This window comes from Acidovorax sp. FG27, from assembly GCF_040365715.1.
Lineage (GTDB): Bacteria > Pseudomonadota > Gammaproteobacteria > Burkholderiales > Burkholderiaceae_C > Paracidovorax.
The window spans coordinates 173,869-186,214 of sequence record NZ_BAABVY010000002.1; the positions used below are offsets into that span (position 1 = coordinate 173,869).

The window sequence follows — 12,346 nt, forward strand, 5'->3', positions numbered from 1 at the left end:
ATCCACCGTCCCATGAACGCCGCCACCGAATTCGCCCCGGGTCTCGCCCTGCAGGCCCACGCCCAGCCGCACCCCCTGTCGCACTACAAGCTCATCGCTTTCGACATGGACTCCACGCTCATCAACATCGAATGCGTGGACGAGATCGCCGACGCCGCCGGCCGCAAGACGGAGGTGGCCGCCATCACCGAGGCGGCCATGCAGGGGCTGATCACCGACTACAAGGAGAGCCTGCGCCAGCGCGTGGCGCTGCTCAAGGGCGTGACGGTGCAGCACATGGAGCAGGTGTTCGCCGAGCGCCTGCGCCTGAACCCGGGCGCCCAGGAGCTGGTGGCCGCGGCCAAGGCTGCCGGCCTGACGACGCTGCTGGTGTCCGGCGGCTTCACCTTCTTCGCCGACCGGGTGAAGGCGCGCCTGGGCATCGACCTGGCCCGCTCCAACCGGCTGGAAGTGCAGGACGGCCAGCTCACCGGCCGCCTGCTGGACCAGGCCTGGGGCGACATCTGCGATGGCGCCGAAAAGCGCCGCACGCTGCTGGAAGTGGCCTCGCTGATGGGCATCGATCCGGCGCTCGCCATCGCCGTGGGCGACGGCGCCAACGACCTGCCCATGATGGGCGTGGCCGGCCTCTCGGTCGCCTACCACGCCAAGCCGGCGGTGCGGGCCCAGGCCGACGTGGCGATCAACGAAGGCGGGCTGGACCGGCTGCTGGAAGTGCTGCGCTGACCAGCGGCCCGGGCAGCGCCGGGAGCGGGGGTTTTCCCGAATCGATCGCTCCTGATTCGATAGCACCCTGCGCTTGACTCACGGGCGCCCCAGGCTGTTTTCATGCGATTCCTTCGCAAACCGAAAAACAGCATGAAGTTTTGCCCCGTTATATGAATATGAAAATAAAAACGTGGGCTGCACCGATTTGGGGCACTACACTGGCCGCATCCATTGCCATCCAGTGAGCGCCTCCATGTCTCTCAAGAAAGCCCTTTCCGCCATCGCCCTGGCCTCCCTGGCCCTGGGTGCCCACGCCGCCGACGCCGTGCTGAAGGTCGCCGCCTCCGCCGTGCCGCACGCCGAGATCCTGAACTTCGTCAAGCCGCAGCTCAAGGCGCAGGGCGTCGATCTGCAGGTGCGCGAATTCAGCGACTACATCCAGCCCAATGCAGCGGTGGAGGACAAGCAGCTCGACGCCAACTTCTTCCAGCACCAGCCTTACCTGGACAGCTACAACAAGGACCGCAAGAGCAGCCTCGTCGCCGTGCCGGGCGGCAAGGTGCACGTGGAGCCCTTTGGCGCCTACTCGAAGAAGATCAAGTCGATCGGCGAGCTGAAGGACGGCGCCACCATCGCCATCCCCAACGATCCGTCGAACGCCGGGCGCGCCCTGCTGCTGCTGCAAAAGCAGGGGCTCATCACGCTGAAGGACCCGCGCGTCATCACCTCCACGCCCATCGACATCGTCAAGAACACGAAGAAGCTCAAGTTCCGCGAGCTCGAGGCCGCGCTGCTGCCCCGCGCGCTGGACGACGTGGACCTGGCGCTCATCAACACCAACTACGCCATCGAGGCCAAGCTGAACCCGGTGAAGGACGCGCTGTTCATCGAGTCGGGCGATTCGCCCTACGCCAACCTGGTCGCCGCCCGCCGCGACCGTGCGAGCGACCCGAACATCCAGAACCTGGTGAAGGCGCTGCACACGCCCGAGGTGAAGCGCTTCATCCAGGAGAAGTACCAGGGCGCGATCGTCCCGGCGTTCTGACGGGCGGCCCCTGCCCTGCCTGCCCTGCCTGCCCTGCCTGCCCTGCCTGCCCTGCCTGCCCTGCCTGCCCGGCCTGCCCGGCCTGCCCGGCGCCGTGCGATGCAAGGCGCCTTTTTTTCGTCACGCCTGCAGGTCGGCCAGGCCGCTGCCCACCCACCAGGCCAGCCCGAACATGGTGGCGCCGGTGACGAAGTCGAGCACCCGCCACGCGGCCGGGTTGGCGAACACGCCCTGCAGCCGCCGCCCGGCCACGGCCAGCAGGACGAACCAGACCAAGCTGGCGCAGGCCGCGCCGGCGACGAACACCCACTTGAGCCCGCCGTCCTGCCGGGCGCCGATGGAGCCGATCAGCACCACCGTGTCGAGGTAGACATGCGGGTTCAGCAGGGTGATGACGGCCAGCGCGCCCAGCACGCCCACCACGCTGCGCTCCGCCAAGCCCGTGGCCCGCAGGCCCGCCTGCGGCGCGAAGAACGCCCGGTGCCAGGCGAAGCAGCCGTAGCCGAAGAGGAACACCGCGCCGCCCAGCGTGAGGTAGTAGGCCAGCACGGGCGAGGCGCCCAGCAGCTGCGCCATGCCGCCCACGCCCACGCCGATCAGCACCGCATCGCTCAACACGCACCAGGCCACGCAGGCATGCACGTGCCGGCCTTGCACGGCCTGCCGCAGCACGTAGAGGTTCTGCGCACCGATGGACACGAGCAGCGACAGGCACACCGTGAAGCCGGCGATCCACGAAGCCGATACGGAGGGTTGAAGAAGATTCCACATGGCCCCGATTGTGAAAACCGGGCAACTTTAAGTAAACTTAAAACTCCTAACCAATGTGAAGCAAAACTGAATGCTGGACTATGCCGGCCTGCAGGCCCTGGCCGCGGTTGTGAGCGAGGGCAGCTTCGAGCGCGCGGCGCGCAAGCTGCACGTCACCCCCTCGGCGGTGTCGCAACGCGTGAAGCAGCTGGAAGAGCGCGTCGGCCAGGTGCTGGTGCTGCGCGGCACGCCCTGCACGGGCACCGACGCGGGCCGGCGGCTCTGCGTGCACGTGGAGCAGGTCGCGCTGCTGGAAAACGAGCTGCGGCGCGCCAACCCGGCGCTGATGCCCGACCACGAGGCGCCCGCCCCGGCCGTCAAGCTGGCGGTGAATGCCGACTCGCTCTCCACATGGTTCATGGAGGCCATGCACGCCTATACGGCGGGCGGCAACGAGCTGCTGGACATCCGCATCGACGACCAGGAACACACGGCGCAGCGCCTGCGCGACGGCGAGGTGCTGGCCGCCGTGACCGCCACCGGCACGGCCATCGCGGGCTGCAACACCTGGCCGCTGGGCACCATGCGCTACGTGGCGGCGGCCAGCCCCGCCTTCGTCGCCCGCCATTTCGCGAACGGCGCCACCGCCGAGGCCCTGGCCGACGCGCCGCTGATGGCCTTCGACCGCAAGGACCGGCTGCAGGACCAATGGCTGCAGCAACACGGCCTGGCCCTGCCGCGCAGGCCGCCGCCGCGCCACTTCCTGCCCAGCAACTTCGCCTATGTGCAGGCCTGCGAGCTGGGCATGGGCTGGGGCATGCACCCCACCGTGCTGATCGCCAGCCAGCTGGCAGAAGGCACGCTGGTGGACTTCGCGCCGGGCCTGGCCGTCGACGTGCCGATGTACTGGGCGCACCCGCGCAGCGCCCAGGCGGGGCTGGAGCGGCTGACGCGCTGCGTGATGGAAGCGGCGCGGCGCTGGCTGGGAGAGAACGCGTGAGCGGATCGCTGCCGCGGGAAAAATCGCTACACAATTGATAGCTGCCTGCGCTGATCCCACAAGCGCTGCAGCACAATTCGAGCCGAAAAACCGTTGCCGGCCCTACCCACCCCGCCGGGCGGCGGCTCGCAGCGGGGCCAGGAGGTCGCCCAGCCCGTTGTGGTCGATCTCGTGCATCAGCGCCAGCAGCCGGCCCACGTCGCCGGGCGGAAAGCCTTCGCGGGCGAACCAGTTCAGGTAGTTGCCCGGCAGGTCGGCGATGGGCGTGCCCTTGTGCTTGCCGTAGGGCATCGTGACGGTGAACAGGCGTTCGAGCTGGGCCGGGTCCATGGGCACCACCGGTTCAGCCGCCCGCGCGCTTGACCTTGTAGCCCTGCGCCTGCAGCGCCTGCATCACGCGCTCGACATGGTCGCCCTGCACCTCGATCACGCCGTCCTTCACCGTGCCGCCGGTGCCGCAGGCCGCCTTGAGCTGCTTGCCCAGCTGCGCCAGTTCGGCGGCAGGCAAGGGCGCGCCCTTGACCAGCGTCACCGCCTTGCCGCCCCGGCCCTTGGTTTCGCGCGACACGCGCACGATGCCGTCGCCCGCCGGCACGGCCGCCGCGGCGCGGTCGGCCGCGCAGGAGCATTGGCCCACCGGCTTGCGGCAATCGGGGCACATGCGGCCGGCGTCGGTGCTGTAGACCAGGCCGCCCAGGCCGCCCAGGTCGCTCAGGCGCATGGCGGGCTCCGGTGCAGGGGGACGACAGGAAGGTGCATGGGGCAGGAGGGTCGAAAGGGCACGATGGCGCCGATTATCCCGGCGCACGGTGCGTGCCGCACAATCGCGCCATTGTCCTTTTTTGGCCCCTGCCCACGCCCGGCAACGCCTGGCGCGTCGGCGCGGCGCCGCCACCGCCTCACACCATGCCCTTTGCCGCCCTCGGCCTCTCCCCCGCTCTCGTTCACGCCGCCGAGGCGATGGGCTTTTCCTCCCCCACGCCCATCCAGTCGGCGGCCATTCCGGTGGTGCTGGCGGGCCGCGACCTGCTGGGCTGCGCCCAGACCGGCTCGGGCAAGACGGCCGCCTTCGGCCTGCCGCTGCTGCAGCAGATCCTGCCCCCCGCGCAGGCCGCCGGTGCCGGTGACGGCCCCCGGCGGGTGCGCGCGCTGGTGCTGGTGCCCACGCGGGAACTCGCGGCCCAGGTGGGCGAGGTGCTGCGCGACCTCGCCCGTCCCCTGCAGGCGGCCCGGCTGAAGGTGGCCGTGGCCTTCGGCGGCGTGTCGATCAACCCACAGATGATGGCGCTGCGCGGCGGTGCCGACGTGACGGTCGCCACGCCCGGCCGGCTGCTGGACCTGGTGGAGCACAACGCCCTCTCGCTCGCCCACGTGCAGACGCTGGTGCTGGACGAAGCCGACCGGCTGCTGGACCTGGGCTTCGCCGAAGAGCTGGACCGGGTGCTGTCGCTGCTGCCGGCCCGCCGCCAGAGCCTGCTCTTTTCCGCCACCTTCCCCGATGGCGTGACCCAGCTCGCGCAGGCCCTGCTGCGCGACCCGGTCCGCGTGGAAGTGCCGCACGAACCCGCCACCGCGCCCGACATCGCCCAGCGCGCCATCGCCGTGGACGAGAAGCGCCGCACGCAGCTGCTCAAGCAGCTCATCCAGGAGGCCGGCTGGAGCCGCGTGCTGGTGTTCGTCGCCACGCAGTACGCAGCCGAGCACGTGGCGGAAAAGCTCTACAAGGCCGGCATCTACGCATCGCCCTTCCACGGCGGGTTGAGCCAGGGCGCGCGCCGCCAGGTGCTGCAGGAATTCAAGGACGAGCGGTGGCAGGTGGTGGTGACCACCGACCTCGCCTCCCGCGGCATCGACATCGCCGACCTGCCCGCGGTGGTGAACTACGACCTGCCCCGCGCCGCGGCCGACTACGTGCATCGCATCGGCCGCACGGGCCGGGCTGGCGCCAGCGGCGCGGCGGTGACGTTCATCACACCGCAGTCGCTCGCCCACTGGCGGCTCATCGGCCGCAAGCAGGCCTTGCCGGCGCTGCCCATCGAGCAGCTTGCCGGTTTCGAGACTGAACTGGCGGAAACACCGGTGGCCGAGGGCCCCTCGGCCCACCCGCCCAACTCCGCGCCGCAGCGGCCCGGCAAGCTGCCGCCGGGCACCGGCGGGGTGAAGGGATCGCGGCCGAGCAAAAAGGACAAGCTGCGTGCGGCTGCAGCTGCGGCTGCGGCGGCCTCGCCCGCCGGCCGGTCAGAAGACTGAGCGGCCCGGCCGCGCTGGGGCGGGGCGGCCAGGCCGCACCGAGCTTGGCGCGACACCACCACCCGACACAGCCATCATGCGGCCAGACCGATCAGTCGCCGCCCCCACCTCCGCCACCGTCACCCCCGTCGCCACCGGCATCGCCACCGTGGCCATCGTCATCGTGGGAGTGGGCGTGCCCGTCTCCTGAAGCCTCTCCGCGCCGAGGGGGTAGTCCCTCGCCCGGCCGGGCGACGATCTCGACATAGAACTGCGCGGCGCCCGAGGCGGCCACGCCGTCGATCAGGCGGGTGAGCTCTTCCTCGCGCACGGGTGCGGCGTCCTGCTCGGTGGTGCCGAAGCGGCAGTCGAAGTCCCAGAAGCGCGCCCCTTCCGGCAGGGGGCGGCGGCGTTCGCGGCGCAGGTAGCGGTGGATGTCGTGGCGGGCCGCGTCCAGCAGACGGTCGCGGTGCTTGCCTTCGATGTGAAGCTGATAGGTCTTTCGCATGCCCGATCGTAACCCGCGACCGCAGCGCCCATCACTCTGCTTTTCATAGCACCCCGCGCTGATCCGTCCAGCGCTGGGGCGCGTTTTCATGCTCAATACAGGTCGCCTGCCCTGCTCGCCGCAGGGAGCACGCGGGCGGGCAGCGGATAGCCCGGGTCGGTGTAGCCTGGCGTGGACGGATGGCCGGGCGCCACCAGCGAGTCCACCAGCGCCTCGTCTTGCGGCGTGACCTGGTAGCCCAGCGCGGGCGCGTAGTCCTGCCACTGCTGCAGCGTGCGCGGGCCGGCGATGACCGCGCTGACGGCGCGGTGCGCCAGCACCCAGGCGGTGGCGAACTGCGCCAGCGTCACGCCCCGGGCCTCGGCGTGCTGCTTGAGCTGCTGGGCGATGACGAGCGATTCCTCGCGGAACTCGGTCTGCGTCATGCGCCGGTCGCCCCGGCCGGCGCGGGTGCCTTCCTGCGGCGGCTGGCCGGGCGGGTATTTGCCGGTCAGCACGCCGCGCGCGACGGGGCTGTAGGGCGTCACGCCGATGCCGTGGTATTCGCAGGCGGGCAGGACCTCGACCTCGGGCATGCGGTTGAGCAGGTTGTAGTAGGGCTGGCAGACCACGGGCCCCGGCATGCCCAGCTGGCGGGCGCCGTGCACCAGCTCGGCGATGCGCCAGGCGCGGAAGTTGGACACGCCCCAGTAGCGGATCTTGCCGGCGCGCAGCAGCGCGTCGAGCGCGAACAGCGCCTCTTCGAGGTGCATGCCGGGGTAGTCGCGGTGCAGGTAGAGCACGTCCACATGGTCGGTGCGCAGGCGCTCCAGGCTGCAGTCCAGCTCGCGCAGCATCCAGCTGCGCGAGTAGTGCACTTCGTTCACCGCGTCCGACATGCGGTTGCCGAGCTTGGTGGCCAGCACCCATTCGTGGCGCTGGCCCTGCAGCAGCTGGCCGACCATGGTTTCCGACGCGCCCTTGGTGTAGACGTCGGCCGTGTCGATGTAGTTGACGCCCTGCTCGCGGGCGTCGGCCACGATGGCGGCGGCTTCGTCGCGGCTGGTCTGGTCGCCGAACATCATGGTGCCCAGGCACAGGGCCGACACTTTGAGGTTGCTCTTGCCCAGGTTGCGGTACTGCATGGTTCAAAGCCTTTCAGTGGTGGTTCGGTCCAGGCCGGGCGATGCGGATGCGCCCTCGGCCGGTTCGACAGGCGCGGGTCAGTAGTGCGGCGGCAGCTCGTCGCGCAGGTTGCGCTCGCCCGCGCCGCTGCCGGCCTCGGGCATTTGCTGGCGCAGGAGCGCCACGGTGCGGGCCAGGGCGTCGATCTCCTGCTGCTGGCGGTAGATGACGAGGTTGAGCTGGTCGAGCAGGTCTTCGGTGTAGCTGGCCTTGATCTCCAGCTCGGTCAGTCGCTGCGCGTCGTCGGAAGGTGCGGAAGGCATGGTGGCTCAACCCACCACGGCCTGGCCCAGCCGCGCCACGCCCTCGCGGATCTTGTCCACGTCGGCGGTGGCGAACGACAGGCGCAGCGTGGCGTGGTCGGGGTTCGCGCAGAAGAACGGCGTGCCGGGCACGAAGGCCACGCCCTTGTCGATGGCGCGCTGGGCGAGCACGTTGCCGTCGGCGACCTTGCCGCCGGCGCCGGTCAGCCGCGCCCAGAAGAACAGGCCGCCGCGCGGCTGCACGAAGGTGACGGCGTCGCCCAATTCGCAGCGCAGCGCGTCGCCCATGGTCTGGGCGCGTTCGGCGTACACGCCGCGAACGTGGTCCAGCGTGGCGGGCATGCGGCCCGCCTTGAGGTACTGGGCCGCCGTGGCCTGGGCGAAGGTGCTGGTGTGCGCGTCGCTGAACTGCTTGCACATGGTGGCCTTGGCCAGCAGCTCGGGCGGGGCGATCATCCAGCCCACCCGCAGGCCGGGAGACAGCACCTTGCTCAAGCTACCGCAGTGCACCAGCAGCTCGCGGCTGCCCGGCACGCTGGCCGAGAGGTTCAGCAGGCTGGCCGGCGGCGCCTCGCCAAAGTACAGGTCGCCGTAGGGGTCGTCTTCCACGATCACGGTGTTGTGGCGCACGGCCATCTCCAGCACGGCGCGGCGGCGCGCGAGGCTCAGCGTGGCGCCGCTGGGGTTGCCGAAGGTGGGGATGAGGTAGACGAACTTGGGGCGATGCTCGGCGATGAGTCGTTCCAGCGCGTCGGTCTGCACGCCGTCGCCGTCGATGGGCGCACTGATGAGCTCGGCACCGTAGAGGCGGAAGCACTGGATGGTGGCCAGGAAGGTCGGCCCCTCCACGATCACCTTGTCGCCGGGGCTGATGAGGGTCTTGCCCAGCAGGTCCAGCGCCTGCTGGCTGCCGGTGGTGACGATGAGGTCGGCCGGCGCCACGCCGCTCGCGCCCTTGGCGGCCATCAGCGCGGCCAGTTGCTCGCGCAGCGGGTTGTAGCCTTCGGTGGCGCCGTACTGCAGCGCCGCGCCGGGCTCTTCTTCCAGGGCCTTGGCGCTGGCGGCGCGCAGGCCCTCCACGTCGAACATGGCGCTGTCGGGAAAGCCCCCGGCGAAGCTGATGATGCCGGGCTTGCCCAGCAGCTTGAACAGCTCGCGGATGGCGGAGGTTTCGACGTTATTCAGGCGGTCGGCGAATTGCATGGAAGGAACGCGCAGCGGTCAGTGGAAACCGCCATTGTCGCGCCATCGCCGTGCCATCGCCGCACTCGTCGCCATGCCCGTCGCCGTGCTCGGCTTCGCGAGCGGGCCACCCCTGCCTACGCCGTGCCGCCACGGCAGCCAGCGCGGCCAGGCGATGCCGGGGCGGCGAGCGCAGCGCGCGGCGATCCGGGTCGCGGGTGAGCCAGCAGGCCAGCAGCAGCGGCACGAACACCACCACCAGGGCCAGCATCATGGGCAGCGCCGGTTCCGTCCAGTGCAGCGTCATGGTCGAGCCTCCGGGCGGGCCGGCGGGCGCACCGCCCCGACGTGGCCGAATTCCGCACGGGGCAGGCCGGCCACCAGCAGCCGCATGCAGTGGGCGACGTCGGCGGGGCGCACGTTCAGGTCCACGCACAGCGCGCCGTGCGGGGTGTCGACACGCATGCAGTAGCTCGCGAGCCGCCGCCCCAGCAGATGGTGGAGCGTTCGCCGGCAGGCCAGCGCGTCGGTGGTGGGCAGGCGCACCGGCAGCACCACGAAGGGCGAGCCGGCGGGCCGCGATGGGCCGGGTTCTGGCAGCGCACGGTGCAGCGCGGCGGCGGTGGAGCGATCGAACATGGTGCGAAAGGGCCCAGGAGCGGAGAGACCGCCCTTTGGCCCGGTTGAGGAACACGCCATCACTGTAGGAACCGCCCCGTCAACATGGTGTAAAGACCCGGCCTGCCCGCATATATTCGGCGGAAAGCAGCGCAGCTCCACCGACCTTCCGGCCTGGCTGCGAGCCATCCGACCCAGCCGCGAACGGCCCATCCCCGCATGAAAACCGCGCACATAGAACCTTTTTTCGCCGCGCTCAAGGCCGCGAACCCGCTGCCGAACACCGAGCTCGAATACACCACCGTGTTCGAGCTGCTGGCCGCCGTGCTGCTGTCGGCGCAGGCCACCGACGTGGGCGTCAACAAGGCGACCCGGCGGCTCTTTCCCGTCGCCGGCACGCCGCAGGCCATCCTCGATCTGGGGCTGGAAGGGCTGGAGGGCTACATCAAGACCATCGGCCTCTACCGCAGCAAGGCCCGCCATCTGATGGAGACCTGCCGGCTGCTGGTGGAGCGCCACGGCGGCATCGTGCCGCGCACGCGCGAGGAGCTCGAAGCCCTGCCGGGCGTGGGCCGCAAGACGGCGAACGTGGTGCTCAACGTGGCCTTCGGGCAACCCACCATGGCGGTGGACACGCACATCTTCCGCGTGAGCAACCGCACGGGCCTGGCGCCCGGCAAGAACCCGCTGGCCGTGGAGCTGCAGCTGATGAAGCGGGTGCCGCCCGCCTACGCGGTGGACTCGCACCACTGGCTGATCCTGCTGGGCCGCTACGTGTGCCAGGCCCGCAAGCCGCGGTGCTGGGAATGCGTGGTGGCGCCGTGGTGCGACTACCGGCCGAAGACGCCTGCGCCTTGAGGGCGCACCCCCGTGCGCTGCGGGCGGTGCGGACCTCGAAATTCAAGCGTTTTGGGCCTCACGCGCTTGTTACACAAGGGCCGGCCGCTATCCATTCAATAGCACATCCAGCGCCGGACGCGGCGCGGCGCTTCGGCATCAAGCCCGCAGCTCGCGCATCAGCTGCCCGACGTCGAGCCCCTTGGCCTTTTCCTGGATCTGCGGCACGTAGCGCTGCTGCAGCCCCTTGGCTTCCTCGACCGTGCGGGAGAACGATGCCTTGAGCGAGTCGGTGCTGAGGGTGCGGCCGCCCGCGTAGTACCGCTGCGCCACCTTGCCCAAGGCATAGGTGCTGGCGAACGAAAAGGCCGAGCCGGTGGCGGCGCTGCCCACGGCGCGCCCCATGCCGCCCATCACCTTGCCCAGCAGGCCGCCCACCAGCTTGCGGCCGAACTGCTCGACGTACTGCGAGGTCAGGCCCACGCCCACGGTGGCGAGGAAGTCGGCGATGTGGCGCTTGTCCAGCTCGTAGCCGTAGACCTTGCCCACCCGGTACACCAACCGCGTCTGCAGCGGGATGATGGCCATGGAGGCGAGCGACTGGGGCAGCAGTTCCAGCGCGCCGTTGAGGATGGAGGCGTTGAGGATCATCGAATCGATCTCCGCGTCGCTGACCGATGCAGCGTTCAAGGTAACGCCCGCGCCCGGCGCCGGCGCAGACGCGGGAGCCGCGATGCCCGCGGCGCCGGCCACCCCCGCCGCTGCGGCGGTTGCGGCAGCTGCCGCCGCAGCGCCGGGCGCCCTGTCCCACGCCTCGGCCTGCACGGGCTCGGCGCGCAGCGGGGCATTGGCCAGCGCGTCGGCCTGGCTCACCACCTCCCGCGCCTGGTCGGCGGGCACCTGCAGAGCCGTGGCCAGGCGCTGCAGGAAGGCCTTTTCGGCGTCGTTGCACACGCCGTCGGCATCGCACACGCCCACGGCCATCTCATAGGCAAGCTGGCGCAGCTCGGGGGTGCCCAGGGCGGCGGTGGCGTCTTCCAGGCGCACGCGCTTGAGCAGCACGTCCTGGTAGAGCTTCATCAGGTCCAGGCCGCTGCCGGCGCTGAGCGATTCGGCCATCTCGCGCAGGTGGTCGCGTTCGCGTTCGTCCTTGTGTTCGTCGGCAAAGGCGGCCATCAGGCTGATGGCCATGACGGCACGGGTGTGTTCTGGCTGCATGGGCAAGGGCTTTCCAAGAGTGGGTGGGGACCGCCGGGCGCGGGGGCGCGCCTGCGGGAGAGTCCTGCGCTCTTGGCGTTGTTGTGATGCAGGGACGACAGGCCAGCAGGTGGGCGCTGCGCACGGGTTTTCAACCACCGGCGCGCGGACCGGCTTGGCCGGCGAGGGGCGCCGGGGAATGCGCATGCTGCAGATGTTGCGGTCGCCCAGGCGGCCAGGGCGGCCAGCGCGGCCGGAAGGGTCAGCCCTTGGGCGGCTCGTCGGGCAGCAGGCAGGCCTCGGCCACCTGCAGGTTGTTGTCGCGCGCGAAGTTGATGACGAAGTCCCAGGCCATGGGCTCGTGGCCCTGCAGGTCGCGGTGCACGACCACGCACTTGACGCCGTCGATGGTGGTGGGCACACACCAGGGCGAATAGCTCAGGTGGCTGCCGGGCCGGGCGCCGCCGGGGCGGAACTGGCTCATGACCCCCGCCAGGCGCTCCGCCCAGTCGCTGGGGCGAAAGGTTTTCCCGTCTTGGGTGATGCCTTGTATGAAGACTTCTTTGGAGGAGGGAGAAACCATCGGGTTCGGGGGCTTTTTGTATGCGCGAGGCGGGTTGGGCCGGCAAACGCGCATTCTAACTCTTATATAAGAGCCAGCCGGCAAGACCCTCCACCCTGCCGGCCACGCCAGCGTCGGGCGCACGCGGCGATTCATGCGCAAAGAGGGGCTTGCTTCGCCCGGCGCGGTTCTCGGCGACCGCATGGCAGTGATGCGCAATCGTCAACATCGCGCCATGAAGCACACCCTAGAATCGTGCTTCGCTTTCAAGCCCGCAACCGCA

At 70.2% G+C, this 12,346-nt stretch carries 16 protein-coding genes; 5 read left to right on the forward strand and 11 right to left on the reverse strand.

The genetic code is table 11. From position 1 onward, the window contains the following. Positions 1–12: 12 nt before the first annotated feature. Both serB and ABWV53_RS01335 read left to right on the forward strand, forming a co-directional pair. A complete protein-coding gene (serB, locus tag ABWV53_RS01330; RefSeq protein ID WP_353362138.1) occupies positions 13–726 on the forward strand; it encodes a phosphoserine phosphatase SerB in 714 nt (237 codons plus the stop codon). A 235-nt stretch (positions 727–961) separates the two neighbouring features. After that, complete coding sequence (locus ABWV53_RS01335; protein WP_353362140.1) at positions 962–1,753, forward strand: MetQ/NlpA family ABC transporter substrate-binding protein; 792 nt, start codon at positions 962–964, stop codon at positions 1,751–1,753. 120 nt (positions 1,754–1,873) lie between these two features. Here the strand turns inward: ABWV53_RS01335 and ABWV53_RS01340 are convergent, their stop codons facing one another. Beyond that, positions 1,874–2,524 carry a LysE/ArgO family amino acid transporter gene (locus ABWV53_RS01340; RefSeq protein WP_353362142.1) on the reverse strand — a complete coding sequence of 217 codons (651 nt, stop codon included), beginning with the start codon at positions 2,522–2,524 and terminating at the stop codon, positions 1,874–1,876. A 70-nt stretch (positions 2,525–2,594) separates the two neighbouring features. On the opposite strand from ABWV53_RS01340, the gene ABWV53_RS01345 reads away from it, so the two are divergent. Continuing rightward, positions 2,595–3,503 (forward strand): HTH-type transcriptional regulator ArgP, encoded by a 909-nt coding sequence (locus ABWV53_RS01345; protein WP_353362144.1) that lies wholly within the window; start codon positions 2,595–2,597, stop codon positions 3,501–3,503. A gap of 102 nt (positions 3,504–3,605) precedes the next feature. On the opposite strand, the gene ABWV53_RS01350 is transcribed toward ABWV53_RS01345, so the two are convergent. Then, positions 3,606–3,833, reverse strand: coding sequence for a DUF3820 family protein (locus tag ABWV53_RS01350; RefSeq protein WP_353362146.1), 228 nt, complete (start codon positions 3,831–3,833; stop codon positions 3,606–3,608). A 13-nt stretch (positions 3,834–3,846) separates the two neighbouring features. Further along, positions 3,847–4,224 carry a translation initiation factor Sui1 gene (locus ABWV53_RS01355; RefSeq protein WP_353362148.1) on the reverse strand — a complete coding sequence of 126 codons (378 nt, stop codon included), beginning with the start codon at positions 4,222–4,224 and terminating at the stop codon, positions 3,847–3,849. A 185-nt stretch (positions 4,225–4,409) separates the two neighbouring features. On the opposite strand from ABWV53_RS01355, the gene ABWV53_RS01360 reads away from it, so the two are divergent. Continuing rightward, complete coding sequence (locus ABWV53_RS01360) at positions 4,410–5,753, forward strand: DEAD/DEAH box helicase (protein WP_353362150.1); 1,344 nt, start codon at positions 4,410–4,412, stop codon at positions 5,751–5,753. A gap of 91 nt (positions 5,754–5,844) precedes the next feature. Here ABWV53_RS01360 and ABWV53_RS01365 read toward each other — a convergent pair whose 3' ends face one another. The 6 genes from ABWV53_RS01365 to ABWV53_RS01390 form a co-directional block, all read right to left on the reverse strand. Continuing rightward, a complete protein-coding gene (locus ABWV53_RS01365; RefSeq protein ID WP_353362152.1) occupies positions 5,845–6,240 on the reverse strand; it encodes a DUF6172 family protein in 396 nt (131 codons plus the stop codon). Positions 6,241–6,332: 92 nt separating this feature from the next. After that, complete coding sequence (locus ABWV53_RS01370; RefSeq protein ID WP_353362154.1) at positions 6,333–7,364, reverse strand: aldo/keto reductase; 1,032 nt, start codon at positions 7,362–7,364, stop codon at positions 6,333–6,335. A 78-nt stretch (positions 7,365–7,442) separates the two neighbouring features. Beyond that, on the reverse strand, positions 7,443–7,667 hold the full coding sequence (locus ABWV53_RS01375) for a SlyX family protein (protein WP_353362157.1): 225 nt from the start codon (positions 7,665–7,667) through the stop codon (positions 7,443–7,445). A 6-nt stretch (positions 7,668–7,673) separates the two neighbouring features. Beyond that, the gene (locus ABWV53_RS01380) at positions 7,674–8,870 is read right to left on the reverse strand and encodes an aminotransferase-like domain-containing protein (protein ID WP_353362159.1); all 1,197 of its coding nucleotides are present in this window, start codon (positions 8,868–8,870) and stop codon (positions 7,674–7,676) included. Next, positions 8,845–9,156 (reverse strand): hypothetical protein, encoded by a 312-nt coding sequence (locus tag ABWV53_RS01385; protein WP_353362161.1) that lies wholly within the window; start codon positions 9,154–9,156, stop codon positions 8,845–8,847. The genes ABWV53_RS01380 and ABWV53_RS01385 overlap by 26 nt, the downstream gene beginning before the upstream one ends. Further along, on the reverse strand, positions 9,153–9,488 hold the full coding sequence (locus tag ABWV53_RS01390; protein ID WP_353362163.1) for a hypothetical protein: 336 nt from the start codon (positions 9,486–9,488) through the stop codon (positions 9,153–9,155). Before ABWV53_RS01390 ends, ABWV53_RS01385 begins: the two co-directional genes overlap by 4 nt. 198 nt (positions 9,489–9,686) lie before the next feature. Between ABWV53_RS01390 and nth the strand changes: the two genes are divergently transcribed. Beyond that, entirely contained in the window at positions 9,687–10,325 is a 639-nt protein-coding gene (nth, locus tag ABWV53_RS01395; RefSeq protein ID WP_353362165.1) for an endonuclease III, read from the forward strand. Between the two features lie 138 nt (positions 10,326–10,463). Here nth and ABWV53_RS01400 read toward each other — a convergent pair whose 3' ends face one another. Further along, on the reverse strand, positions 10,464–11,708 hold the full coding sequence (locus ABWV53_RS01400) for a DUF533 domain-containing protein (protein ID WP_353362167.1): 1,245 nt from the start codon (positions 11,706–11,708) through the stop codon (positions 10,464–10,466). Between the two features lie 55 nt (positions 11,709–11,763). Continuing rightward, positions 11,764–12,084: a DUF3579 domain-containing protein gene (locus ABWV53_RS01405; protein WP_353362169.1), complete on the reverse strand. Its 321-nt coding sequence runs from the start codon at positions 12,082–12,084 to the stop codon at positions 11,764–11,766. Positions 12,085–12,346: the final 262 nt, after the last annotated feature.

Coding starts and splice junctions, on each gene's coding strand:
- ABWV53_RS01375 (WP_353362157.1), bottom strand. CDS start 7,667: ATGCCTTCCGCACCTTCCGACGACGCGCAGCGACTGACCGAGCTGGAG.
- ABWV53_RS01355 (WP_353362148.1), bottom strand. CDS start 4,224: ATGCGCCTGAGCGACCTGGGCGGCCTGGGCGGCCTGGTCTACAGCACC.
- ABWV53_RS01345 (WP_353362144.1), top strand. CDS start 2,595: ATGCTGGACTATGCCGGCCTGCAGGCCCTGGCCGCGGTTGTGAGCGAG.
- ABWV53_RS01385 (WP_353362161.1), bottom strand. CDS start 9,156: ATGACGCTGCACTGGACGGAACCGGCGCTGCCCATGATGCTGGCCCTG.
- serB (WP_353362138.1), top strand. CDS start 13: ATGAACGCCGCCACCGAATTCGCCCCGGGTCTCGCCCTGCAGGCCCAC.
- nth (WP_353362165.1), top strand. CDS start 9,687: ATGAAAACCGCGCACATAGAACCTTTTTTCGCCGCGCTCAAGGCCGCG.
- ABWV53_RS01405 (WP_353362169.1), bottom strand. CDS start 12,084: ATGGTTTCTCCCTCCTCCAAAGAAGTCTTCATACAAGGCATCACCCAA.
- ABWV53_RS01350 (WP_353362146.1), bottom strand. CDS start 3,833: ATGGACCCGGCCCAGCTCGAACGCCTGTTCACCGTCACGATGCCCTAC.
- ABWV53_RS01390 (WP_353362163.1), bottom strand. CDS start 9,488: ATGTTCGATCGCTCCACCGCCGCCGCGCTGCACCGTGCGCTGCCAGAA.
- ABWV53_RS01360 (WP_353362150.1), top strand. CDS start 4,410: ATGCCCTTTGCCGCCCTCGGCCTCTCCCCCGCTCTCGTTCACGCCGCC.
- ABWV53_RS01335 (WP_353362140.1), top strand. CDS start 962: ATGTCTCTCAAGAAAGCCCTTTCCGCCATCGCCCTGGCCTCCCTGGCC.
- ABWV53_RS01340 (WP_353362142.1), bottom strand. CDS start 2,524: ATGTGGAATCTTCTTCAACCCTCCGTATCGGCTTCGTGGATCGCCGGC.
- ABWV53_RS01365 (WP_353362152.1), bottom strand. CDS start 6,240: ATGCGAAAGACCTATCAGCTTCACATCGAAGGCAAGCACCGCGACCGT.
- ABWV53_RS01380 (WP_353362159.1), bottom strand. CDS start 8,870: ATGCAATTCGCCGACCGCCTGAATAACGTCGAAACCTCCGCCATCCGC.
- ABWV53_RS01370 (WP_353362154.1), bottom strand. CDS start 7,364: ATGCAGTACCGCAACCTGGGCAAGAGCAACCTCAAAGTGTCGGCCCTG.
- ABWV53_RS01400 (WP_353362167.1), bottom strand. CDS start 11,708: ATGCGCATTCCCCGGCGCCCCTCGCCGGCCAAGCCGGTCCGCGCGCCG.